Origin of the sequence: Shewanella sp. ULN5 (genome assembly GCF_030731885.1) — a bacterium.
Taxonomy (GTDB): domain Bacteria; phylum Pseudomonadota; class Gammaproteobacteria; order Enterobacterales; family Shewanellaceae; genus Shewanella; species Shewanella holmiensis.
Map to the genome: position 1 here is coordinate 403113 of NZ_JAPJEE010000002.1, position 23466 is coordinate 426578.

At 40.0% G+C, this 23466-nt stretch carries 23 protein-coding genes; 8 read left to right on the plus strand and 15 right to left on the minus strand.

Annotated elements, in window-relative coordinates; translation table 11 throughout:
• The 4 genes from ORI98_RS03870 to ORI98_RS03885 all read right to left on the minus strand — a co-directional run bounded on the left by ORI98_RS03870 (position 1) and on the right by ORI98_RS03885 (position 2981).
• Entirely contained in the window at positions 1–258 is a 258-nt protein-coding gene (locus ORI98_RS03870) for a chaperone NapD (protein ID WP_261298527.1), read from the minus strand.
• Between the two features lie 37 nt (positions 259–295).
• On the minus strand, positions 296–454 hold the full coding sequence (locus ORI98_RS03875; RefSeq protein WP_261298526.1) for a periplasmic nitrate reductase, NapE protein: 159 nt from the start codon (positions 452–454) through the stop codon (positions 296–298).
• Between the two features lie 398 nt (positions 455–852).
• Positions 853–1761, minus strand: a complete 909-nt coding sequence (locus ORI98_RS03880; protein ID WP_306134313.1) for a class I SAM-dependent methyltransferase — start codon at positions 1759–1761, stop codon at positions 853–855.
• 89 nt (positions 1762–1850) lie between these two features.
• Complete coding sequence (locus ORI98_RS03885) at positions 1851–2981, minus strand: AI-2E family transporter (protein ID WP_306134314.1); 1131 nt, start codon at positions 2979–2981, stop codon at positions 1851–1853.
• Positions 2982–3069: 88 nt separating this feature from the next.
• Between ORI98_RS03885 and folX the strand changes: the two genes are divergently transcribed.
• A complete protein-coding gene (gene folX, locus ORI98_RS03890) occupies positions 3070–3441 on the plus strand; it encodes a dihydroneopterin triphosphate 2'-epimerase (RefSeq protein WP_261298523.1) in 372 nt (123 codons plus the stop codon).
• 75 nt (positions 3442–3516) lie between these two features.
• Complete coding sequence (locus ORI98_RS03895; RefSeq protein WP_306134315.1) at positions 3517–4404, plus strand: TIGR01777 family oxidoreductase; 888 nt, start codon at positions 3517–3519, stop codon at positions 4402–4404.
• Between the two features lie 4 nt (positions 4405–4408).
• On the opposite strand, the gene ORI98_RS03900 is transcribed toward ORI98_RS03895, so the two are convergent.
• The 3 genes from ORI98_RS03900 to ORI98_RS03910 form a co-directional block, all read right to left on the minus strand.
• A complete protein-coding gene (locus ORI98_RS03900; RefSeq protein WP_306134316.1) occupies positions 4409–5314 on the minus strand; it encodes a LysR family transcriptional regulator in 906 nt (301 codons plus the stop codon).
• Positions 5315–5474: 160 nt separating this feature from the next.
• Entirely contained in the window at positions 5475–5804 is a 330-nt protein-coding gene (locus ORI98_RS03905) for a DUF962 domain-containing protein (protein WP_306134317.1), read from the minus strand.
• Between the two features lie 10 nt (positions 5805–5814).
• On the minus strand, positions 5815–6441 hold the full coding sequence (locus ORI98_RS03910) for a GNAT family N-acetyltransferase (RefSeq protein WP_261298519.1): 627 nt from the start codon (positions 6439–6441) through the stop codon (positions 5815–5817).
• Positions 6442–6594: 153 nt separating this feature from the next.
• Here ORI98_RS03910 and ORI98_RS03915 point away from each other — a divergent pair, with 153 nt between their 5' ends.
• Positions 6595–6834, plus strand: coding sequence for a DUF2789 domain-containing protein (locus ORI98_RS03915; RefSeq protein ID WP_261298518.1), 240 nt, complete (start codon positions 6595–6597; stop codon positions 6832–6834).
• 5 nt (positions 6835–6839) lie between these two features.
• Here ORI98_RS03915 and ORI98_RS03920 read toward each other — a convergent pair whose 3' ends face one another.
• Positions 6840–7226 (minus strand): DUF3192 domain-containing protein, encoded by a 387-nt coding sequence (locus ORI98_RS03920; RefSeq protein ID WP_261298517.1) that lies wholly within the window; start codon positions 7224–7226, stop codon positions 6840–6842.
• 178 nt (positions 7227–7404) lie between these two features.
• On the opposite strand from ORI98_RS03920, the gene ORI98_RS03925 reads away from it, so the two are divergent.
• Together ORI98_RS03925 and ORI98_RS03930 are read left to right on the plus strand one after the other, a co-directional pair.
• On the plus strand, positions 7405–7731 hold the full coding sequence (locus ORI98_RS03925; protein WP_261298516.1) for a hypothetical protein: 327 nt from the start codon (positions 7405–7407) through the stop codon (positions 7729–7731).
• Positions 7731–8504, plus strand: a complete 774-nt coding sequence (locus tag ORI98_RS03930) for a Zn-ribbon-containing protein (protein ID WP_306134318.1) — start codon at positions 7731–7733, stop codon at positions 8502–8504. Before ORI98_RS03925 ends, ORI98_RS03930 begins: the two co-directional genes overlap by 1 nt.
• Positions 8505–8514: 10 nt before the next feature.
• Here the strand turns inward: ORI98_RS03930 and syd are convergent, their stop codons facing one another.
• Positions 8515–9165 (minus strand): SecY-interacting protein, encoded by a 651-nt coding sequence (gene syd / locus ORI98_RS03935; RefSeq protein ID WP_306134319.1) that lies wholly within the window; start codon positions 9163–9165, stop codon positions 8515–8517.
• 54 nt (positions 9166–9219) lie between these two features.
• Between syd and queF the strand changes: the two genes are divergently transcribed.
• Positions 9220–10074 (plus strand): NADPH-dependent 7-cyano-7-deazaguanine reductase QueF, encoded by an 855-nt coding sequence (gene queF / locus ORI98_RS03940; protein WP_306134320.1) that lies wholly within the window; start codon positions 9220–9222, stop codon positions 10072–10074.
• A 423-nt stretch (positions 10075–10497) separates the two neighbouring features.
• Entirely contained in the window at positions 10498–12084 is a 1587-nt protein-coding gene (locus tag ORI98_RS03945; RefSeq protein WP_306134321.1) for a S10 family peptidase, read from the plus strand.
• On the opposite strand, the gene ORI98_RS03950 is transcribed toward ORI98_RS03945, so the two are convergent.
• The 6 genes from ORI98_RS03950 to ORI98_RS03975 all read right to left on the minus strand — a co-directional run bounded on the left by ORI98_RS03950 (position 12081) and on the right by ORI98_RS03975 (position 21208).
• Positions 12081–12920: a 4'-phosphopantetheinyl transferase family protein gene (locus ORI98_RS03950; RefSeq protein WP_306134322.1), complete on the minus strand. Its 840-nt coding sequence runs from the start codon at positions 12918–12920 to the stop codon at positions 12081–12083. The two genes, ORI98_RS03945 and ORI98_RS03950, sit on opposite strands and share 4 nt — an antisense overlap.
• Positions 12921–13434: 514 nt before the next feature.
• Positions 13435–15759, minus strand: a complete 2325-nt coding sequence (locus tag ORI98_RS03955; protein ID WP_306134323.1) for a methyl-accepting chemotaxis protein — start codon at positions 15757–15759, stop codon at positions 13435–13437.
• Positions 15760–15923: 164 nt separating this feature from the next.
• Positions 15924–16157 carry a MerR family transcriptional regulator gene (locus ORI98_RS03960; RefSeq protein ID WP_306134324.1) on the minus strand — a complete coding sequence of 78 codons (234 nt, stop codon included), beginning with the start codon at positions 16155–16157 and terminating at the stop codon, positions 15924–15926.
• Positions 16158–16244: 87 nt separating this feature from the next.
• Positions 16245–16592 (minus strand): hypothetical protein, encoded by a 348-nt coding sequence (locus ORI98_RS03965; RefSeq protein WP_306134325.1) that lies wholly within the window; start codon positions 16590–16592, stop codon positions 16245–16247.
• A gap of 528 nt (positions 16593–17120) precedes the next feature.
• Entirely contained in the window at positions 17121–17723 is a 603-nt protein-coding gene (locus ORI98_RS03970) for a glutathione S-transferase family protein (protein ID WP_261298508.1), read from the minus strand.
• A gap of 53 nt (positions 17724–17776) precedes the next feature.
• A complete protein-coding gene (locus ORI98_RS03975; RefSeq protein ID WP_306134326.1) occupies positions 17777–21208 on the minus strand; it encodes a PAS domain-containing hybrid sensor histidine kinase/response regulator in 3432 nt (1143 codons plus the stop codon).
• Between the two features lie 278 nt (positions 21209–21486).
• Between ORI98_RS03975 and acs the strand changes: the two genes are divergently transcribed.
• Positions 21487–23439 carry an acetate--CoA ligase gene (acs, locus tag ORI98_RS03980; RefSeq protein WP_306134327.1) on the plus strand — a complete coding sequence of 651 codons (1953 nt, stop codon included), beginning with the start codon at positions 21487–21489 and terminating at the stop codon, positions 23437–23439.
• Positions 23440–23466: the final 27 nt, after the last annotated feature.

A 23466-nucleotide genomic window follows, 5' to 3' on the forward strand; every position in this document is an offset into this window, starting at 1 on the left:
TCATATCTCACCTTCTTCAAGCTCTTCACTTTGGTGGTAAACCATGGTTGCAGATAACACACCAGGTAATGCATTAATGGTCGATATATCATCCAATAATGATTTTTGGTTAGGTCCTTCAATAACAACAACTAATTTAACTTCGTTGTTTGCTGAAAGCTCTGCGTTTTCGATTGCCATTATTTGTTGTCTTACATCTGCCATTTTGTCTGGCTGAACTTGGACAATTAAACTGGTTACGTGAAGTTCATTGCTCATTAATCACACTCACATCAATTTATTATTTATTTTTATATTAACTTACGCCTGGAGGACCCGTTAAAATTTGGCTAAACCAGATGCTAAATCCTAAGGCACTAACAAGCAGTACAGATAAAATGGGGGCTAGAAATACAGTCAAGAAGATGAAGATCTTCAATTCTAGACTTTTCTCACTTGCGGTCTCATTACTCATGGAGCCTCCAAGAGTGGTTAGAATGACGACATAAACTATTGGTTTTTGTCATTTGTTCGATTTACGTGAATTCTATCGTTAAACAAATTGTGATCTATATACTCACAAATTGGTAAACAGGTGTTTAGTTGATCTAGATCATCAAAATTCACAAACTATTACTTAACTCTCAATTTATGACAGTAAAAATCGATTAAATTGAATCACTTTAATAAAAATTTTACGCCTTCAAGCATAGCGCTAATTAACAATAATTTCACAAATAATGGTGAGATAAGTTCAAATTTCGATAAAAGCGTGATCTATATCGGGAATAATCGGTGAGATGCGTGGAATTCTAAGATGGGTTTTGAAAACAAAAGGTCCCCCCTGGTAAAAATACCAAAGGGAGAGCAAAGTTAAGCAAGAGAATAGCGTAATACTTTTAACGATTTTTGCTCATCAATATCAGCAAAAACCTGTGGATTAGCAATTCGTTCGACAAACTGCAATTGTGGAGCAGTGATTTCTACTTGCTGCATTAAAAAATCACTACTCAATTCTGGGGCATTTAAACATAACAGTACTTCCCCACCCTCGGCCAATAAACTCGGTAAACGTTTTAACAAACGTTCATAGTCTTTGGTGGCAACAAAACTGCCTTTTTGGTTACTTGGCGGATCCGCAATAATTAAATCATAAGGGCCCAACTTAGTTAATTTACCCCAAGATTTAAAAATATCGTGGCCTAGGTATCGTGCACCATGGGGGAGATCATTTAACACATGATTTTGCTTACCGATACTCAGCGCGCCTTTACTCATATCCATATTGACGACTTCATCAGCGCCGCCCTGTAATGCCGCAACCGAAAACCCACAAGTATACGCAAATAAATTGAGCACATTTTTGTGTTTTGCGTGCTGTTTTACCCACTTACGTCCGTTAGCCATATCCAAGAACAAGCCATGATTTTGGCCACGTAAAATATGAACATTAAACAATGCTCCGTTTTCGTTTACCACATGATGATCAGGCACTTCACCACTGATCAAATCCGTAACTGTTTGACCACCACTACGATGTTGAAATACCAGATTCATCGGTTGTTCAGGCGCTAAGGTTTGAACTTGAGTGGTAATTGCGCTAAACAAGGACTGCTGTTGTGTTTCATCTAATGATTTAAAGCTTGTCAGTAAAAGTACGGGTGGATACCAGTCTAAACACAGGTGCTCCTCTCCTTTAAATAAACCGCCACGGCCATGAAAAATGCGTTGTACTTCGTTATTAAAAGTAAACTCGTTTAGCGCTGAAATTAGTCCCGACATAAATATGCTACATTCTCTTTAAATATCAATTAGCTAGAAGTATTTAACTTTTTCAGGCTAGTTTTAATGTGTTTGATACTTGGGTTATTTTACTCTGGGCCATTGTCTTTTTTTACATCATGTTCATTGGTTAATAATGTTGCTTCAGGCAAAGGATTAGCATCTAACGCCGACATTTTATCTTCAGCCTCCTCAACATTATCAGCTAATAATATCGCCAGCCACATGCCTGACTGGCTTGACTCCATACCAATTTTAACCACCATCGTCAGTGGAACAGACAATAACATGCCGACAGAACCTAATAACCACCCCCAAAAAATTAATGATAAGAACACCACTAGGGTAGAAAGGCCTAACCCCTTACCCATAAACTTAGGTTCGATCACATTGCCCATAACCATATTGGTGCCTAAATATAACAAACCTGTTGCACCTGCTGCCCCGGGGCCAAATTGAATAAAAGCCAGTAAAACAGCAGGAATTGCAGCAATAATAGAACCAATATTGGGGATGTAATTAAACAAAAATGCAATGACAGCCCACAGCAAAGCATAATCAATACCTATGATAGACAGGCCGATACCCACAATCACACCAGTTGCTAAGCTGACTAGGGTTTTAATCATCATGTATTGATTAACAGAATGTAAAAACTTATCAATCTGCTTTAGACGCATATCAGGATCATCAAGTGCCAAATGCAGTTTTTTCGGCATATCCTGTGCTTCAAATAGCATAAATACGATAGTCAAAATAATCAAAAACAGGTTCGCCATCACACTGCCAACGCCTGATAACATATTCGTTGTCATGCTCAGTGCCATACCAGGGTCGAAATACTCTAAAACTTTTTGGCGAGAAATATGAATATTGAACGATTGTAACTTATCGAGCATCCATGCAAATTGTTCAATCAGTTGCGCTCGATAAACGGGTAACTGCTTTGAAAATTCATTAATTGAACTCCCCACAAGGCTGGCCAACCAAAGCCCTAGCAATACAATAAATAACATCAACAACAATACAGATAACGCTTTCGGTATTTTAAAACGACTCATTAACCTAATGGCTGGATTACAAATCATCGCTAAAAATGCTGACAGTACAAAAGGTACCACAATCGGACTGGCCGCTTTTATACCTGCAAGCACAATGACAACACACGCCATTACAATAAAACTACGCACCGCCATAGACGATTGATGTATACCCTTCATAGAAGAAAAATCCTTATTGCTACCTAAGACCCAAATTAGTTATGTTAAGCTTACCTATTGAAAACAATATTTAATAATAGAAGACGCTATGAAACCAGAAACCGCTATTATACGCATAAAAAATCTTCGTTTACGCACCTATATTGGGATCAAAGAAGATGAAATTCAAAATCAACAAGATGTCATTATCAATGTCGTGATTCATTATTGTGCAGATAAAGCACGAAACAGCGACAATGTGGCTGATGCACTTAATTATCGCACTATAACGAAAAAAATCATTGCTTTAATTGAAAACAATCGCTTCTCACTGCTGGAAAACTTAACCAATCAAACCCTGGCGATTGCCAGCGAGCACGATTGGGTTGAATTCGCCAGTGTCGAAATAGATAAACCCCACGCCCTAAGGTTTGCTGATTCTGTTTCAATGGAGCTGAGTTATCAAAAATCACCTAGCTGAAATTGATCAAAACAAATAACTAAAGCGTATGTAAATAATAGTTATATTTGCCAAGTTAATGACAAGAGAGGATGTATGAATATATTAATTACTGGTGCAACAGGCTTTGTTGGCAAACATTTAGTTGCCAAACTTTCCCTGCACAGGTTAACCATTCTCTCTCGTAATATTGACAACGCAGTAAAGTCATTGGGTAAGCAGCACGTCTATATTGAAGACCTTACACAGCTGAGTAATTTAAACGAATTTGATGCTGTTATTAATTTAGCCGGAGAACCCATCGTCGCTAAGCGCTGGAGTAAAAAACAAAAACAGTCTATCTGTGACAGTCGTTGGAATATCACTCAACAATTAAGCCAACTGATCAAATCTAGCCAAACCCCTCCAACAACATTTATCAGTGCATCAGCTATCGGCTTCTATGGAAGACAAGGTAATGAGCCTGTAGATGAAAATAGTCCTTTTCATGATGAGTTTAGCCATGATATTTGCCATAAATGGGAACAATTGGCACTAGATGCTCAATCCGCTAGCACCAGAGTGTGCATTCCACGCATTGGCATTGTCTTAGGCAAAAATGGCGGGGCTTTAGCCAAAATGTTACCTCCTTTTAAACTTGGATTAGGTGGCCCAATAGGTAAAGGTAAACAGGGGATGAGCTGGGTACATCAAGACGATTTAATCGCGTTGATTATCTGGATGCTTAATACACCAAGTGCTCAAGGAATATATAATGCCACTGCGCCAAATCCGGTGAGCAATGCCGTATTTTCACAGGCCTTAGGCAAAGCCTTAAACCGTCCCGCAAGAATCATTACCCCTCCTCTAGCCTTAAGATTAGCAATGGGTGAGATGTCTGAATTACTGACAGAAGGTCAATTCGTATTGCCTACTCGCGCACTTGAACAAGGGTTTACATTTCAATTTACTAACGTGGATGAAGCATTAAAAAGCGTTGTTTAACGTGTTAATCTGGGTTAACCAGTGATTCAATGAGCTGAATAATACCGTGATATCGTTTGGCTAATTTACGGTGCTGCTTATGTACTAAATATAGAGGCTCAAATAATATTATCGGTTTATCATTATCGATAGAAGCTATTTGAATGTCCTCATATTGTGTAAAACACCTCACAGCAAACTCAGGTAGTACTGTAAAACCTAACCCCATTGCCACTGGCAATAAAATTTGATTCAACTGATTAACATATCCTGATTTTCTAATATTTTTTCCGGACTCAGAACTAAAATACGCTGAACTTATTTGCTGCCAGTAAAAAGTTGCATCAGGGTGATCTATCATCCCTAGTTGGCTGAGTAATTCAAAATTGACTTTAGCATCAATAGCTTTACCCGATACACATTTGGGGATAACCAAGCACAAAGACTGTTTGCCAATATCAATACTGGCCAGTTCAGGTTGCAGTACTTGCTGGGTCACAATTCCTAAATCTAATTGATTAGATAAAATGCCATCCAAAGTGCGTTTATTCGGGCCAGCCTCAAGCTGCATGATTAACCCAGAATAACGTTGCTGCTCTTTAATCAAATAAGGGTATAAAAGCGCCGCCATTGAGCCTGAACAACCAATTTTACACTCACCTGCAAAAGGCTCATCCACATTTAAAAGGCTTAATAACTCCAGTTGTTGACGTTGTAGATCACATGCATATTTGTAGATAGCAATACCGGCCTCGGTTAACTCAAATCGCTTACCAATGCGGTTGATTAAGGCGCACCCCACCTGATGCTCAAGCTTTTTTATATGCTGACTGACACCAGGCTGAGTCATAAAAAGCTTTTCAGCTGTTTGTGTAAAGTGGCCGAGCTCCACTAACGTGATAAATGTGGTTAGCCATTGTTGATTTAGCATCTATTGATTCTCACTTGGATATATTCTGAAAGATTATCAACATTACGGATAACGATAACACTTTATTATTCAGTTATAGAGTTTAACTTAACCGTGGCCAGCATTTCACCGTCGCTAACATTAAATGCTTTAAAGGCTTTAAAGGCTACAACATCTCAACTTACGAGTTATTCTCTTTAGCAAAGACACTCACCAGGGTGTTTTTTAACATTTGCCAGTACATGACCCAATCGGCCATTAGGCTATATAGCGGATAAGTGAATGTTGCGGGACGATTTTTTTCAAACACGAAGTGCCCTAACCAAGCAAAACCATAGCCGATAAAAGGTAACCAGACTAATTGCCACCAATGTTGGTTAATGAATGTGTTAATTAACACCACCACAATTATCGTGCTGCCGAGATAATGTAATCGCCGACATATAGGATCTTGGTGCTGGGATAAATAAAAGGGGTAAAATTCTTTAAAGCTTTGATATCGTTTATTCATTCCACCAGCCTCATTTGGCATAAAACAAAATTTCGCCTTTAACGTGCCCAATAGTTACATTGGCTAAACTATTAAAACCTTGAGCGGAGAAAACTTTATGATGCTTTGGATCATTAACAAATACGCCAATACCCTCTAAATTCGGCTGCTCATCACACCAACTTAATACGGCTTCAACTAACTTAGCCCCATTACCCTTTTTTTGTTCCGTTGGTGTTAACGCAATAAACTGCAAAATACCGCATTTTTCAGAAGGAAGATGGCTCAATAAACAGGTTTCTTTTTCCATTAAACCCTGGGTTGATTTCCAGCCAGTACCTAACACCATTTTTAAACGCCAATGCCAGTATCGCGACTGTCCAATAGGTATTTGCTGGGTAATAACACACGCAACGCCAATCAACCTTTCACCGTCAAATAAGCCAATTAATGGCTGATCTTGTTGCCATAAAGTGTTTAACTCTTCACGGATTGCCGCTCTTAACTTCTGCTCATAAACACTGCTATCTTCTCGACCAAATACTTCTAGAAAAAAAGGATCATCATAATATGCATTGTAAATAATTGAAGCCGCGACACGTAAATCCTCTGCTGTTAAATAAACTGCTTTGTAGTGTTCCAAGGTCTGATTTTCCATTATTGTTTGTTCCTTGACTATTTTACGTTCAAAACTAACTTAGCAAGTTAACAAGATTGAAACAATCACCAAATTAAGTTAGTACAAGCTGAATAGTAAATAATACTCTATAGTAACAAAGTGCACTAAACTTCAAGGGGCAAGGAAAGCATCATGGATACGACAAAAACTGATTTAACACATTTATTTAAACAACTGGGTTTATCAAATAAATCTGCTGATATAGCCCATTTTATCGAGGTACATCAATTGCCAGCAGAAACACATTTAACGGAAGCGCCATTTTGGACGTCTGCCCAAAAAACGTTTTTATTGGAAGCATTAAATGAAGACGCCCAATGGTCTGAAGTGATAGACCAATTGGACGTTATGTTGAGAAATAAAAAACCTTAAATGGATTAAATTTGCTTGTAAGCGGCGTCGCCCCAACCAATTAACTCATTATTTTTAAATACAATCGGTGTGCATTCATCTTTGGTCGTTTTACCATCGCCTTTAGCCCATTGTGTACGATAAAATAACACTTTCACTTGTTCTTGATCTGACTGAGCATTATTTTGACTGACAAATGCTTCACTGAAATCAGCCGTGCCCATAATTATCTGAACTTGTTCAAACGTCATCCCCAAGGATAGCTTGGTCAAACTAGTACGATTTTTTTCTTGTTGTACTTCCCAGTAATCGTGACTCTTACCTGATTCATGGTCGCCCACGTTTAATACACAACCACTCAAGCCTAAAGATATAGCGGTGATCAATGCTGCGTTAATCAAATTTGATTTCATGTGATGTCCTTTTTGTTAGAATAAACGAATCATGTTTAAGTCGTATCTGACTCAATGTGTGACTTATCGGAATGCGATTTTTATGCCAACTTTAAACAATTGATTTTAAAGGGCTAATATTGAACAGGCTACAAAGTTAGTTATTTACACCACCCACAACTGAGGTTTTTCACCATTTATGAGTCCAATTGAACACGTTATTTCGGCGGCGAAATCTATCGCCATCAATGGTCACACACCCAGTGTTGCGCTAATCAAAGGGCGAGTGGGAAAAATCCCCATGCCAATCATTGTTCAAGGACTTCAGCAATTTAAAGCATTACCAAAATCAGAATGGCAAACCATTGCTGACTTTGTTGCACCAGAACAACTTGGGGTTACAGCAAATGAACACCCTAGCCTTGAGGTGATTGCATCGCAACAACAAGTCATGCAGCAACAATTGAATGAATTACTTCAACGAGTTGCACTTCTAGAGCAACAGCTGAAAGACAAGGCCTTATAATGTTTGTAATTGAATTACGTTTTGAACCTTTTGCCGATACCACGATTAGTTTGGCAGAAAAAGCCATTAATCAATACTTAGAGGCATTAAGGGCTAACGGACAAATTCTAGGACGTGAATTTGCTGTGGCATACAATGATGGCGAGTTTAAAGTACGCTTAATGATGCCAGAAAAAACCAGTTTAGCGCATAGGCATAATAGCCCTTGGGTTAAAGCAACATTAAGCGGCTTAACAGAAGCTAAACTGCTCGCGCCAAGAGAAAAGTTTATAGGCCAAGACATCAACTCAGAAGTCAGTAATACAGAGCCCGCCAGTTGGCAACTGCTTTATACCAGTTACGTACATATGTGCTCCCCCCTCAGAAGCGGTGGCAATTTACTGCCTATTCCCCTCTACCAGATCCCCGCGACATTTAATGGCGACCATAAACGCATTATTAAATGGCAAAGTGAATGGCAAGCATGCGATGAATTACAAATGGCGGCGGCCACAAAAGCCGAGTTTGCTGCACTGGATGAGATCAGCTCAGTCGACAGCGATATGTTTAGACGGGGTTGGGACATACGAGGCAGAATTGAATATTTGACCCAAATTCCAACATATTATTATTTGTACCGTGTGGGTGGGCAAAGCCTTCAAAGTGAATTAAATAGACCTTGCCCTAAATGTGGCAGTGCAGAATGGAAACTGGACAGCCCTTTACTCGATATGTTCCAGTTTCGTTGTGAACCCTGCCGGATTATTTCTAACCTATCGTGGGATCATCAATAATATCCGCGGATTACTTTTTACGTAATAAATATTGCCACATTAATTTGATACGTTGCCAAATACCCGGATGTTGCCATTGTGCATCTTCCGAGGTGTCTGGCTTAACTGGCGGCGTTATTCTTGGAGTAATAGTCGTTAAAAAAACCTCAAGCGAATCGGCTAATTTGTCCGCGGGTTTCTCACCAGGAATTTCAATGTAAACGGCTCCGGTTTCATTATCCACCGTCAGCATTTGATCGCCATCACCTAACACACCAATAAACCAGGTCGGTGGCTGTTTCAGCTTTTTCTTCATCATCAAATGACCAATCATATTTTGCTGTAAATACTCAAAGTCTTGCTGGTTCCATGCTTGTAGTAATTCGCCCTCACCCCATTCAGAAGTGAACATCAACGGTGCGCTATAAAACTGCCCGTAAAACGCATGAATATCAGTATGAAGCGATAATGTGAGTGCATGTTCAACATTATGAAAATCTGCACACGCTTTGCGCTTAAATGGCGTAAAAAATACAGCCTTGTCATGGTCATCACTTATCTGACCTTGAACACAGGCTGAATCTTCTCCCATGGCATAATAACGGGGCAACTCTGATAAAGCATCTTGATAGGCAATAAGATACTTATTTATAAAAATTTCAAGTGCGTTTGAACAAGACACTAGTGCTTCTCGTGGTTTATAATAAAGCCATATTTTGACATGGAAACCGATTAGATGACACAAAATCACGATCCTTATAGTGATGCAGAAGCGCTTAAAGGCTTAACTTTAGGGCAATCTACTGCATATCAAGCTGAATATGATGCATCACTGCTGCAAGGGGTCCCGCGTAAACTTAACCGTGACGCAATTGAATTAACCGGTGAACTGCCCTTTCATGGCACCGATATTTGGACGGCTTATGAATTATCTTGGCTGAATAGCAAAGGTAAACCTATGGTGGCGATAGCTGAAGTGCAATTAGACATCAATAGCATCAATTTAATTGAATCTAAGTCATTTAAATTGTACCTAAATAGCTTCAATCAAACCAAATTTGACAGTGTCGATGTGGTTGAAGAAACCCTGAAGAAGGACCTGTCGGATTGCGCCCAAGGTGAGGTTTCAGTCAAAGTAATTGAGCCGAAGCAGTTTAATCTTGAACGCATTGTTGAATTACCAGGTACTTGCATAGATGACTTAGATATCGAAGTGGATGACTATGGATTTAATCCCGATTATTTACTTGATAGCACTGAAGAAAAGAACGTAGCAGAAACCTTAAATTCAAATTTGTTAAAATCAAATTGTTTAATTACGTCGCAGCCAGATTGGGGTAGCGTGATGATCCGCTATCAAGGAGCGAAAATAAACCGCGAAAGTTTACTTCGCTATTTAATTTCATTCCGTCAACACAATGAATTCCACGAACAATGCATTGAACGCATTTTTGTTGATTTGAAAAAGTATTGTGGTTGTTCAAAATTGACGGTTTATGCTCGCTATACCCGCAGAGGCGGTTTAGACATCAATCCTTACCGCAGTGATTTTGAACACCCGCCGGAATCAAATCGCTTAGCGAGGCAATAAACTAGGCACTGTTAATCTGTCGCGATAAGGTTTCTGCGTCGTAGCAGTCTATTATCAGCAACTTTATTGTAAAAAACCGCTTTAAATACTGATTGATAAACCAGAAGAAATGTTAATCATTTACTTAGCGGCTGCATTAGCCATTAATCAAATGATGTTGTCATACTGGCGATGGTAAGCTCACTTAACAATTGGCTAGCTTTATCTTGATAGAACTTTAGCCAATAAGCTCTGCGCCGAATAAACAGCCGTTATCAATTTATCTTGATGACGGCTTTTTGTTATATACCCAAACAACCTGAATTCGAGCATCTTCAAGTTGATTGGGTATAAAGTGTTACAAATTGCTGATACAGACTAAACTAACTTTGCTCAGTTACATGATAATCTTCAGTCAAATCCTAATAAAAATGAGACGTTACCATGCGCAAACTTCTGATCACATTCTGCACAGTGCTATTTTGCATGCAATTTAGTTTATTCACTTTTGTCAGTCATGCTGCCGACAACAGCAATAATAGTGGCGCCAATAACACCCCTAGCAACAGCAATCACCTCGTCAACAGAATAAAACGTCAAATCCCAATAGATCAGTACGTTATCACTCAGCATAAAACCACGATATTAGATAAAAAAATTGCTTATAGCGCCACTACAGGGACGCAACCGATTTGGGATGAGCTGGGTAATCCTACAGCCACCCTATTTTATACTTACTACCAACGCACTGATATTAAAGATAATAGCAACCGCCCTCTAGTTATCTCTTTTAATGGTGGCCCAGGTTCGGCGTCGGTGTGGATGCATGTAGCCTATACCGGGCCGCGGGTGCTCAATGTTGATAATGAAGGCTACCCACTACAACCATATGGAGTAAAAAGTAATGATTATTCTATTTTAGATGTGGCCGACATTGTTTTTGTTAATCCGGTGAATACTGGTTACTCGCGCGTTCTGCCCGATGCTGAAGGCAAAATGCCTTCAAAAGATGAACAACAAAAAATGTTTTTTGGTGTGAATGCCGATGTGAGTTATTTAGCAGAATGGATCACCACCTTTGTGTCACGAAACGAGCGCTGGCGTTCACCTAAGTTTTTAATTGGTGAAAGCTATGGCACCACAAGGGTATCGGGCTTAGCACTAGAGCTACAAAAAAACCAGTGGATGTACCCTAATGGCGTCATCCTTGTGTCACCTACCGACATAGGTATTGAACGTAATGGGCCGGTAAAAGCCGCTAATCGTCTCCCCTATTTTGCCGCAACCGCCTGGTACCATAAAGCACTAGAAGAGGGTCTACAGCAACAAGATTTAACCCCGCTATTAGCCGAGGTAGAAAACTTTACCATTAACCAGTATTTGCCAGCATTAGCCAAGGGTAGTTTTATTGATGATGCCGAAAAACAGCGTATTGCCCAACAAGTGGCCCATTATTCAGGTCTGAGTGTGACTGAAGTACTGCAAAGTAATCTAGATATTGATACCGACTACTTTTGGAAAGCCTTACTGCGTGATCGCCAGCAAACGGTTGGACGATTAGACTCTCGTTACTTAGGGATTGATGAAAAGACCGTCGGTGCGCGCCCTGATTACAACGCTGAGCTAACATCGTGGTTGCATAGCTTTACACCGGCAATTAATGATTATCTTCGCACCGAATTAAATTACCGAACGGATATCAAATACAACATGTTTGGTCCAGTTCATCCGTGGGATAGAAGTAATGATCATTCTGGTGAGAACTTGCGTTTAGCGATGGCACAAAATCCCTACCTGAATGTTATGATCCAATCAGGATATTATGATGGCGCCACCAACTATTTTGATGCCAAATACACCATGTGGCAGTTAGACCGCAGCGGTCATATGAAAAACAGACTATCGTTTAAAGGCTATCGTAGTGGCCATATGATGTATTTACGCTATGAGGATTTAAAGCAATCTAATCAAGATTTACGCGAATTTATTCTTTCCAGTTTACCTAATCCTGAGCAAGCGGCTAAATATTAAGCCACTAACAGCTGAGCCAATGATGTTAATACCATTTTGGGCTCAGCGATATTCACTTCATTTGCTAAATCATTAATTCCGATACAAAAGCTGAAGCGATAGGTTTCAGTCAAACGCCCAAAGCGGCAAACCCATCGGCAGTTATCGGTAACCGGAGCGGTGAAGTGGATCTCATCATGGCGGCATAATCTGGGTAACGGTGGCGATACTGAAAAGCTATCTATTTGAAACACATGATTATCTGTAAATGAAAACGAAAATGAACTTAATGATTGCGCCAATCCCTTTCCGGTCGCTTTAATGTAAGCTTCTTTTAATGCCCATAAATCAAAAAAACGCTGCCGCTGCAATACTTCAGGTAATGCGACTAAATCAGCCACTTCATTGGCAGTAAAGTAGTGATTTAGAATGGGCTGAATATTGGTGCTGGCTCGCAGACGCTCGATATCAAGACCAAATAAAACCGCGTTATCTGCAGCATAAGTGGGACTTAAATTTGCGCACGACAACACGCCAATCATCAACCAGTCACCACTGTGGCTTAAGTTAAAATGCAGCCCCGTTTGCGTAAATAGCTCCACTGACAGACTAGGCTTACCTTTATCACCATATTCAAATTGCCACTGCTGCGGCAGCACATCACTGTGCATAGATAAAACAGCCCGCAATGCTAAGCGAACCTGTAGTGCATTATGCTGAGCCTGCTCAGCTTTATAACGATGTACCTTATTTATTTCATCCTCAGTTAACCAACCTAAAGCCAACCCTTGTTGAAACTGAATTCGACTAAACTGGTTATTTAATGGGATAAAATAAACGTGAGGTTGGATCATCATTACATCTCAATTTGAACAAGTGTCATAGTGAATATAGAGGATTAAGTCGTTAATCTAGTTAATATTATCTAACACACTGAGTTACTGATAATGAGCACAAGTGTGTTTGTAATAACATAGTTTGTAAAGCCCTTTATCTTTTCCCTCATTAACAGACTTGTACCATCATGCTACTGGTGAGCTAAATTTAACCTCTTATGTCACCTGTATTTTTACTATGCTGCAATAGTATATACATCCAATTAAGTGAGGTGAAAATCACTAATTATCCAATAAATAGTTATGTTAATTGATGATGAACATTTTATCTCTGCTTTGGTTAACAGATAAGTACATGAGGTTTGAAGCTGCCTAAGTTCAATATGTTACATTCAAACTTGAATTTCCCACTGGTAACAAGGCCAAATGACGTGACATTAACGAGTTATGAGAAGTAAACACAACAAAGCCACCTGGCAAGTGGCTGTTTAATAAGTATTTACAATCCAATGTTCAGTTTAATACATATTTTAAGTTATGTTTTAAAACGACCGACTAATTCAAATAATCGATCTGAATGTTGTTGAATATTTGCATTTAAGTTTTCAGATTTGAGTGCCTGCGACGAAACACTTTCTGCAGAAATAGCGATAGATTGAATGTTATTATCCATTTCAAACACTAAGCCGGATTGTACTTTTGTATTTGCTGCAGCTCTTTCTAGTGCATCAGACACTTGGTTAATTAAAGTTGAGATATCATTTAACGCATTTTCAACATGACTACTTTGCTTAACAGTGTCTAGTCCAATTTGTTCACTTTGGTGCATCATTCTCGTCGCCATACTTGCTGTAGATTTTAATTTGTTTATCGTTTCTTGAATATCAGCTGTGCTATCTTGGGTTTTAGCAGCCAAGGAGCGGACTTCATCGGCCACAACTGCAAAACCCCTTCCTTGCTCTCCAGCTCTTGCAGCTTCAATTGCGGCATTCAAAGCTAATAAATTGGTTTGCTCTGCAATACTTTGTATTACCGCAAGTACGCTACCTATATTCTCAACCTCTTTACCCAACGCCTCAATAGTGCCACAACTTTCCCGAAGGCTTGTGGCTAAACTAAGAATCGTTTCTTGATTATTTTTAACAACTTGCCGTCCATCATCAGTCACTAAAGCCGCTTCTTTTGCCGAAAGCATCACTTGAGATGTCACCTCAGCAGTATCTTGCGAAGTGGTATTCAAATTACCAAATGAAATTGCAACATTATCAGTTTGTTTACGTTGCTCAACCATGGCAAGTGTGGTTGTATGGCTAATTTCATTTAACTTATCAATATTGCTTTTAATACTGGCAGAGTTCGAAGCTACTTGAAGTACGATATTGTGCACATTAGAAATAAAACGATTAAACTCCCTTGATAGCTCACCCATTTCATCTTGACGTTTGTCATCTAAACGTTGAGTCAAATCGCCGTCGCCCTCAGCGATATTCTTAAGCGTATTGATCGTTGTCATGATTGGGCTTGTCATGGATTTCGAGAAAATATAACCCGCTAACGCAGACATAATTAAAGCAATACAAATAACCACTATCGAAATTTTCAAAATAGCATTTTGCAGCTCAACCGTTGCTGCAAAAGCTTCATTTTCATTAATTTCGCTCACTAAAACCCAATTCGCATCACCAATTTTAAACGGACGATATGCAGATAACACTCCATCTCCCGCCAAATTTTGATATCGAGTCGAACCAATTTCACCTTTTAATCCAAGTTGGACAGCGTCAGTATTTACCGGTACAACCCCAACAAGCGATCCACTCAATTTAATTCTATTCAAATCAAGCTTAGACATTCCTTGGCTCTCTAGAACAGATAGGTATTTATCCGGATTCTCAATAAACAAACGACTGACACTTCTCAGTTTTGAGTCCTGTCCTACGACATATGTTTCGCCAGTTCCACCAAGACCAATATTTTGCCATGATTGATGATGGGTAAAAATATCATTTAATTGTTTGATTGAAGACTTAACAACTATCACGCCAATGAAGTTATCCATATCAAAAATAGGTGCGGCGATAAACATTATAGGAAAACCCAGACTGGGTTCATAACTTGAGAAGTCCGTAATTGATACCTCACCTTTTACCGGGTTTGCCACAATGGCATTGTAAGCTTGTGCTAAGCCAGTATTAGCAAATGGCCCGTTTTTCAAGTTTGTCGCAAAATCAATATTCTTTGATACTGAGTAGACGATATCAGAGGTTTTAGGATCAATAAGTATTAAGTCTTTATAACCAAAGTTTGCAATTAATTCACGGAAGTTAACATGATAAAAACCATGGGACTCAGAGTAAGCAGAGTAATCTGGAGAATAAACTAAGGCATGTTTTTTATCTAAATCAGCATCATTTTGACTAATATAGCTATATTGTAATGCCATAGCATTTGCATTCATTTTATTAAAACTAGTCGAGATAGGTGGGTCTTCTGCATTATATTTTTTAAATAATGGCGCAAACTTTTGCTGATAAAATTGAAAGACTGCAGAAGTTGTTTTCACGACAGGTAAATCTGCTTTTTGGGCATGCGATGAAAAACTGCCACTAAAGTCTGCCATGGCTTCAATTGTTGTTTGACTCGTTGTTATTGAATTGATGTTTTTTTTCACTAAGTCAAAATAGGTTTCAACATTTTCCAAGGTCACATCTCTAACGGATATCAGCTGATTGTTTGCTTGCGCTTCAAGTAGTACTTTCCCTGTAATATTCGCCACCCAAGAAAGCACAAGAGCTGCCACTAATACTGGAACAAAACCAATGACAGTTGCACCAAGTACTAATTTTCGTCTTATGTTCATAAATGTCCTTTTCAAATAATCAACATATTCATTTTATATTTATTTAAGTTAACCGACTGCATTTATAAAAAGTTTACATACCCAAAAAACTAAACCCAGTTAACATTAGGAGTTAAAACGTATTTTTACAAATATAAAAGAAGACCTATCATCTCTTAGGGGGATTATGAAGATAATATTGAGGCGAAAATCAAATTAAGAATTAACACTATTTGTAGATTTTTAACGCTATCTGAATCTTGAGCCCTTTTAATCTGCTTAACAGTTTCAATGTATGTATGGTCGTATACCAGATACTTTCCTTTTCTCAAAGGCTCTGGCATCAAACCAATAGACTCGTAAAATCTAATTGTTTTAGGTGTTGTTCCGGTTAATTTTGCAAATTCACCAATATACATTGTTTAATTGGGCACCTAGTGCGAAATTAATTGTCGTGGTTTTTTCACGTACCGTGATCCGAGCGTATTTATGCTAGGGCAACAAAATTAATCGCTTTGTGAGGCACCTTGGTGGTTGTATTTATATAGCACATCTCTTACCGCTTTCGATTTAAGTTCAGTAAGAATTACGGATATATAGCCAAACATTGCCATCGCCACCATCAATGCTCCTAATAGACTTTCTGACCGCGAAGAAACAATCCCACCGAACATCAGGGCGGATGAACTCAAAACTGAAATCCAATCGTACGTATTCAGAATATACGTATTTGTAGGGATATCTTTAGAAATATAGATTGGATTAGCTAATCCATTTAGCCTAATTTGAAGTTTCGTTTTTTTTCGCTCAACTCGAAGGTTGTGCAGCTGCAAATCAAGAATTAATTCGTCCATGATATTCCTTTTATCTTTACACTTGCGTGACCAAAGCCTTTTGTATCAGAATCTTAGCTACTACGATTTTCAGAAAGCCAAGAGCTGATTGTAATCATTAAGTCTTTGGGGGGAAGATAGCAATCACTCTAAATTGCTTTTTCATCCAGCATAGCTTATCGCGTAACATCATCACTTAAAACGAAATGAATTAGTTTTTTACATGTTCCAGTGAATAAAATCGACCATCACCTGTAAGTTCGCTTAGTCTACTTTCATAGATTACAGTAATGTGTTCTAGTTACAACTTTCAACGAATTTGGGCAAGCTTTGGGCTAATACACTTAGCAATAAACACTGTAAGTCTGTTAAGTAAAATCTATTGCCAATCATATTGTTAATCTGCAACATCAACAATCAGAAATGCGGTGAACCTCTATGGCAGATATAGACAAGCTTTTAGGAATGAACTCACAATGTGTGGCTACTGTGCTGAATTCTGCCAGTGCTAGTGGCAATTTATGTCAACAATATCGTACGTGGCTAACATTACGCTATCATCCCAACAAACCCACTTTGCTGCTCAACATTGGTAAGCCATTGTTTAATTGATGGATAATTTTTTAAATCAAATCCACCTTGATGAGCTACATGGGTATAAGCAAACAAAGCAATATCAGCTAAAGTGAATTGTTCCCCCACTAGAAAAGCTGAGTTTTTGAGGGTGAGCTCCATTAAGTCTAATGCTTTATAACCTTTTTTATGAATCGCTTTATATTCATCTAGCCTGTCTTCTGGCATACCCAAATAATACTGAATGAAGCGGGCGACGGCGATGTATGGCTCATGGCTGTATTGTTCAAAAAACATCCATTGATACATTTTGGCTTTATCAAAAGGATCATTGGGGATCAGTGCAGAGTTTTCAGCTAAATAACCCATAATGGCATTAGATTCAGACAATATTTGGCCGTTGGCGGTTTCAATTAATGGAATTTTGCCAAATGGGTGCTTTTGCAAGTACCAATCGTCCTGTGTATCACCCTGTAAAATATCCATATCATGCCAGTGATGCGGTATGCCAAGCAGACTTAATACCAGTTTGACCTTGTAGCAATTTCCGGACTTGATATCACCATATACTGTTAACATATTTTGCCTTTACTCCACACATTTTTATGCCACTAAAGGGGTTATAAGCTCGATCAGTTTTTCACCAGACTGGAAATAAGCGCTCTTAATGCCGCAGGCTTAACCATTTTAGCCATATAGTGATAACCACGTTTTTCAACATCTTCAACTAACTGTTTATTGGTATTTGCGGTGATCAAAATACCCGGTAAATGTTGCCCATAGCGGGCTCGAATACCATCCATTGCATCCACACCGTTTTGGTCATCGTCAAGGTGATAATCTGCCAGTACGATATCAGGCGCAATCCCTTTCAAACCGAGTTTAATTCGTGCATCGGCCAAATCTTTGGCACAAACCACCTCACATTGCCAACGAGTTAATAATGATTCTAACCCCGCTAAAATAGCTTCTTCATTATCAATACATAATACTTTTACACCCGCTAATGGCTGCAACAAACTGGAATGGGGTTTGGTTTCAAGCTCATGCACGGTTTTACCTAATGGCACCAAGACTGAAAACATTGAGCCATCACCTAATTGTGATGTGACATTAATGTCATGTTCAAGCACTTTGCTGATCCTATCGGCAATAGCTAATCCTAAACCTAGGCCGCTAACATTGCGACTACTTGGATGGTTTAAGCGTTTAAACTCACGAAATATTTCTTTAATGTCATCGGCACCAATGCCACATCCTGTATCGAACACTTGAATTTCAATATGATCGCCGCGGCGGCGACAACCCATTAACACCCTGCCGCCTCTTGCATAACGATAAGCATTAGTGAGGAAGTTTTGTAAAATACGTCTGAGTAATGCGGGATCTGAGTTAACGGTTAATTTTGAGGGGATTAAAGTAAACTTAATTTGGCTATCTTGCGCCATAGCATCAAATTCGATTGCTAAGGCATTAAGCACCTCGCCCACAGCAAAGTCTCGGCGGTTAACCTCAACCATGCCAGAATCCAGCTTAGAAATATCCAACAAATCCGTTAGCAATTCACCAGCCGTTTTTAATGAGCTGTTAACATGAGTAAGCGTGGTTCGGGCTTCTAAATCTAAATTTGGATATTGAGATAAAGACGCGGTAAATAACCTTGCCGCATTAAGAGGTTGCATTAAATCATGACCAACGGCCGCTAAAAAGCGGGTTTTAGAAGCATTAGCCAGTTCTTCTTGGGCTTTGGCTTCAAGCAATTCACTGTTAAGTAGCGCCAACTCATAGGTGCGCTCTTTAACCCTTTCTTCTAATGTTTCATTGGCCTCTTTTAAGGCTTTTTCCTGTAAACGATACTGAGTAATATCGGTAAAGGTCATGACAAAGCCTCCATCAGGCATCGGATTGCCTTGAATTTTAATGACCTTGCCGTCTTTGCGTTCACGCTCTGAAATATGAGGCGTGCCATTGCGCATGTGCTGTACACGCACCTCGACTTGATGGTCAATATCCCCCGCACCACAAAAGCCCCTGACAGCATTAAATCTCACCACTTCACTAATAGGCATACCTTGTTTCAAAAAGCCTTCAGGATATTGATAAAGCTCAGCATATTTGAAATTCCATGCCATCAAATTAAGATCTTTATCAACAACACTCATGCCCTCATAGGCATGCTCAATTGCGCCGCGTAACATGTCCTGACTTAAAATGATTTTTGATGAGGCTTCATCCACTAAGCTAAAGACTTCATCTAGTGCCAAGTCACGTCCCTGCATGACAGAGTCCATCACCAACTTAGCACTGGATGCACCTAGTACCCCAGCCAACATGTGTTCTGTATGGGCGATAAGTTCATCGGGCGCAGCTTTATGCCAACTGTCACTTTTAACGGCGTCGGCTGAAAAACGGCTAAAGCTTTCATAGGCGCGGGTTGGGCTAACAAAGCGGCTGGCGAGGATCAGTAAATCCTGCTGGGCAATCGGCCCCTGACGCTTACTGTCATTTTGTTTTAAATGCCAGGGTTTAACAAAGTTACTGGCTTGAATTCGCTCAGCAACACCAGCTCTGAACCATAAAGACCCTAAGACATAACAAATTATATTGGCTAATAGCGCGGTTAGAATATCACTGACATTGGGTTTGATGGTGTCTAATATACCCTGATTGGCGCCCAAATGGGCCAGTGCGCTAACATCATTGTCACTGAAAAACAGAATGTAACACCACAAACTAAAGCCCACACTTAAGCCTAAGTACACCCCATTACGGTTACCGTATTTCCAATACAAACCACCAATTAAGGCTGGCGCAAGCTGGGCGAACGCGCCAAACGACATCATCCCCAAGTGTGACAGAGAATCACTATCAACGAAGGTTAAGTAGCTGATATAGCCAAATCCAAGAATAATGACAATTGCCAAACGTCTGGCATTAAGGAGTAACTGCGAGAATTGACTGAAATTTTTCTGCCTGATTTGCCCGGTTCGCAGCATGATTGGTACTAGCCATTCATTACTGATCATTACGCTGATAGTGACCACAGCCACAATCACCATGCCAGTTGCGGCTGATAAGGTACCCAATAGCGCAATGACCGCCAATATGGGCTGGTCTAACGCCAGCGGTAAATTAATCACATAAGTATCGGCAGCGACGCTATCTCCTAATAATATTTTACCCGCAAGCGCTAAAGGCGCGACAAAAATACCAAATAATGCTAGATAAATTGGGAATATCCAGCGGGCTTTTTTGAGAATAGATTCTCCACCACACTCAACTACCATCACATGAAACTGTCTTGGCATACACAAAAAAGCTGCCATACCAACCACTAGCTCGGGCAAGAGAGACTCAATTCTTAACTGGCCAAATTCAATTAAATCACGCTCATTTGCCTGCTGCCAAATATCATCAAAGCCATCAAAAAAACCAAAACTGATTACCACACCCACCAGCAAAAATGCGGTTAACTTCACCAATGACTCAAAGGCAATAGCGACCATCATGCCAGGATTGTGTTCGGTGGCATCTAACTTGCGAGTACCAAATAAAATGGCAAATACAGCCAAAATAAAGGTGATCAGTAAAGGCACGCCCTGCTGGTTTAAAGGCGCATCTGCGGGTTGAAATAAATTCAGCGAAAACACCATGGCTTTGAGCTGCAAAGCGATGTACGGCATGATGCCAAATAAAGCAATCAAAGTGACTAACGCCGCAAGTAACTGGGACTTACCGTATCGAGCAGCAATAAAGTCAGCCACCGAGGTAATATTTTGCGCTTTAGACACTACCACCATTTTGCGAAGCAACCCAAAACCAAAGGTAAAAATGATGATCGGGCCAATAAAAATCGGTAAAAAAGACCACAAATTATTGGCAGACTGGCCAACAGTGCCAAGAAAGCTCCAAGATGAGCAATAAACCGCTAGGCTCAAACCATAAATCCACACTTGCACTTTTTGGGTGATTTTAGTGAACCAACGTTCTGCACCCCACGCCAAAATAAACAGCAGCGACACATAACACACGGCAATAATTGCCACAAAAAGAGTTAAATTCATAACGCGATTTATTACCTTGAATTATTGAATGAGTCATCCGATATCATTCTTGTTGTTATTTGGTTATCTTTTCAAAGCCTTCAATGATTGTCCATTAAACAAGCAATATCATGATGCGCAATAGAATTCACAACATACATGTCTAAAAGTACAACAGTTTAGCACGTGCAACAGGTTAAATAATAAGGACTTTATTAAACTAGACCAAGGTCTAATAGTGTTATAAGCCTGTTGCAGATGATACTTTCACCACGCCATTTATAGAAAGGGAAGCCCCTATGAGCTCGCAGTCTCTCTACAAAGTGCCTAGCGCTATCGCTGAAAATGCACTGGTCGATAATGATCAATATAAAAAAATGTACCAGGAGTCCATTGTTAATCCAGAAGGTTTCTGGAGAGAACATGGTAAGCGCATTGATTGGATCAAGCCTTACACTAAAGTGAAAAAAACCTCGTTTGACGATCACAATTTATCAATCAATTGGTTTTATGATGGCACATTAAACGCCTCTGCCAACTGTTTAGACCGTCATCTTGAAAAAAATGGTGACACTGTTGCAATTATTTGGGAAGGCGATGACGCCAGTGAGCAACGCAAAATCACCTATGCTGAACTGCATGCTGATGTATGTAAGTTTGCCAACGCCCTACGAAGCCAAGGCGTGACTAAAGGTGATGTGGTTACCATGTATATGCCTATGGTACCTGAAGCAGCTGTAGCAATGCTGGCCTGTGCCCGTATTGGCGCTATTCATTCTGTCGTGTTTGGTGGTTTTTCCCCAGACTCGATCGCCTCTCGCGTGATTGACGGTAAATCAAAAGTTATCATCACAGCCGATGAAGGCATTCGTGGCGGACGTAAAATTCCACTTAAACGCAGTGTCGATGAAGCAATTGCACACCCAGATGTGAACTGTGTTGAAAAGGTCATTGTACTTAACCGTACCGGCGGAGACATCGATTGGGTTGAAGGCCGTGACATCTGGTGGAATGCATTGATGGATGTTGCATCAGAACATTGCCAATATGAAGAAATGGGTGCAGAAGACCCACTATTCTTGCTGTATACCTCTGGCTCAACCGGTAACCCTAAAGGTGTGTTACACACCACGGGTGGTTACATGGTTTATGCATCAATGACCCATGAATATGTGTTTGATTATAAACCTGGTGAAGTTTACTGGTGTACTGCCGATGTGGGTTGGATTACGGGCCACTCCTATATGGTTTATGGTCCTCTCGCTAATGGCGCCACTGTGCTAATACATGAAGGCGTGCCTAATTCACCTACACCTTCTCGTTTAGGTGAAATGATTGACCGTCATCAAGTGAATATTCTTTATACTGCACCCACGTTAATTCGTGCGTTAATGGCTGAAGGTAAAGAGCAATTCAGTGACTATAAAGGTGATTCACTGCGCATTATGGGCTCAGTTGGTGAACCAATTAACCCTGAAGCATGGCGTTGGTACCATGAAGTGATTGGACATGAGCAATGCCCAATTGTAGACACCTGGTGGCAAACTGAAACCGGTGGCATTTTGATTAGCCCATTACCGGGTGCCACTGATACTAAGCCTGGTTCCGCAACACGTCCTTTCTTTGGTGTGCAACCTGCCCTAGTCGATAACATGGGTAACATTGTTGACGGTGCAACAGAAGGCAATTTAGTTATTTTAGATTCATGGCCAGGACAAATGCGTACCATTTATGGCGACCACGATCGTTTTGCTCTAACTTACTTTAAAACCTTCCGTGGTATGTACTTCACTGGTGACGGTGCTCGCCGTGACGAGGACGGGTATTACTGGATTACTGGTCGTGTGGATGACGTCATTAACGTATCAGGTCACCGTTTAGGTACCGCTGAGGTTGAAAGCGCTTTAGTTGCACATGAACTAGTAGCAGAAGCCGCGGTAGTGGGATACCCACATGACATTAAAGGTCAGGGTATTTATGCCTACGTCACTTTAACGCGTGATGTCGAACCTACTGAAGAGTTACGTCAAGAGTTGCGTTTATGGGTTCGTAAAGAAATTGGCGCGTTAGCTACACCGGATTTAATTCAGTGGGCAACAGGATTACCTAAAACCCGTTCAGGCAAAATTATGCGTCGTTTCTTACGTAAAATTGCCGCTAACGAGGTAACCAATTTAGGTGATTCTTCAACACTGGCCGATCCAGCGGTTATTGATACCTTAATTGAAACGCGTTTAAACAAAACTGAGTAGCAACAAACTGAGTTGAACAGAAACCCA

Bases quoted from the DNA above. Each gene is read 5' to 3' on its own strand.
- ORI98_RS03870 (WP_261298527.1), bottom strand. From the start codon at position 258: ATGAGCAATGAACTTCACGTAACCAGTTTAATTGTCCAAGTTCAGCCA.
- ORI98_RS03875 (WP_261298526.1), bottom strand. From the start codon at position 454: ATGAGTAATGAGACCGCAAGTGAGAAAAGTCTAGAATTGAAGATCTTC.
- ORI98_RS03880 (WP_306134313.1), bottom strand. From the start codon at position 1,761: ATGTCGGGACTAATTTCAGCGCTAAACGAGTTTACTTTTAATAACGAA.
- ORI98_RS03885 (WP_306134314.1), bottom strand. From the start codon at position 2,981: ATGAAGGGTATACATCAATCGTCTATGGCGGTGCGTAGTTTTATTGTA.
- folX (WP_261298523.1), top strand. From the start codon at position 3,070: ATGAAACCAGAAACCGCTATTATACGCATAAAAAATCTTCGTTTACGC.
- ORI98_RS03895 (WP_306134315.1), top strand. From the start codon at position 3,517: ATGAATATATTAATTACTGGTGCAACAGGCTTTGTTGGCAAACATTTA.
- ORI98_RS03900 (WP_306134316.1), bottom strand. From the start codon at position 5,314: ATGCTAAATCAACAATGGCTAACCACATTTATCACGTTAGTGGAGCTC.
- ORI98_RS03905 (WP_306134317.1), bottom strand. From the start codon at position 5,804: ATGAATAAACGATATCAAAGCTTTAAAGAATTTTACCCCTTTTATTTA.
- ORI98_RS03910 (WP_261298519.1), bottom strand. From the start codon at position 6,441: ATGGAAAATCAGACCTTGGAACACTACAAAGCAGTTTATTTAACAGCA.
- ORI98_RS03915 (WP_261298518.1), top strand. From the start codon at position 6,595: ATGGATACGACAAAAACTGATTTAACACATTTATTTAAACAACTGGGT.
- ORI98_RS03920 (WP_261298517.1), bottom strand. From the start codon at position 7,226: ATGAAATCAAATTTGATTAACGCAGCATTGATCACCGCTATATCTTTA.
- ORI98_RS03925 (WP_261298516.1), top strand. From the start codon at position 7,405: ATGAGTCCAATTGAACACGTTATTTCGGCGGCGAAATCTATCGCCATC.
- ORI98_RS03930 (WP_306134318.1), top strand. From the start codon at position 7,731: ATGTTTGTAATTGAATTACGTTTTGAACCTTTTGCCGATACCACGATT.
- queF (WP_306134320.1), top strand. From the start codon at position 9,220: ATGACACAAAATCACGATCCTTATAGTGATGCAGAAGCGCTTAAAGGC.
- ORI98_RS03945 (WP_306134321.1), top strand. From the start codon at position 10,498: ATGCGCAAACTTCTGATCACATTCTGCACAGTGCTATTTTGCATGCAA.
- ORI98_RS03950 (WP_306134322.1), bottom strand. From the start codon at position 12,920: ATGATGATCCAACCTCACGTTTATTTTATCCCATTAAATAACCAGTTT.
- ORI98_RS03955 (WP_306134323.1), bottom strand. From the start codon at position 15,759: ATGAACATAAGACGAAAATTAGTACTTGGTGCAACTGTCATTGGTTTT.
- ORI98_RS03960 (WP_306134324.1), bottom strand. From the start codon at position 16,157: ATGTATATTGGTGAATTTGCAAAATTAACCGGAACAACACCTAAAACA.
- ORI98_RS03965 (WP_306134325.1), bottom strand. From the start codon at position 16,592: ATGGACGAATTAATTCTTGATTTGCAGCTGCACAACCTTCGAGTTGAG.
- ORI98_RS03970 (WP_261298508.1), bottom strand. From the start codon at position 17,723: ATGTTAACAGTATATGGTGATATCAAGTCCGGAAATTGCTACAAGGTC.
- ORI98_RS03975 (WP_306134326.1), bottom strand. From the start codon at position 21,208: ATGAATTTAACTCTTTTTGTGGCAATTATTGCCGTGTGTTATGTGTCG.
- acs (WP_306134327.1), top strand. From the start codon at position 21,487: ATGAGCTCGCAGTCTCTCTACAAAGTGCCTAGCGCTATCGCTGAAAAT.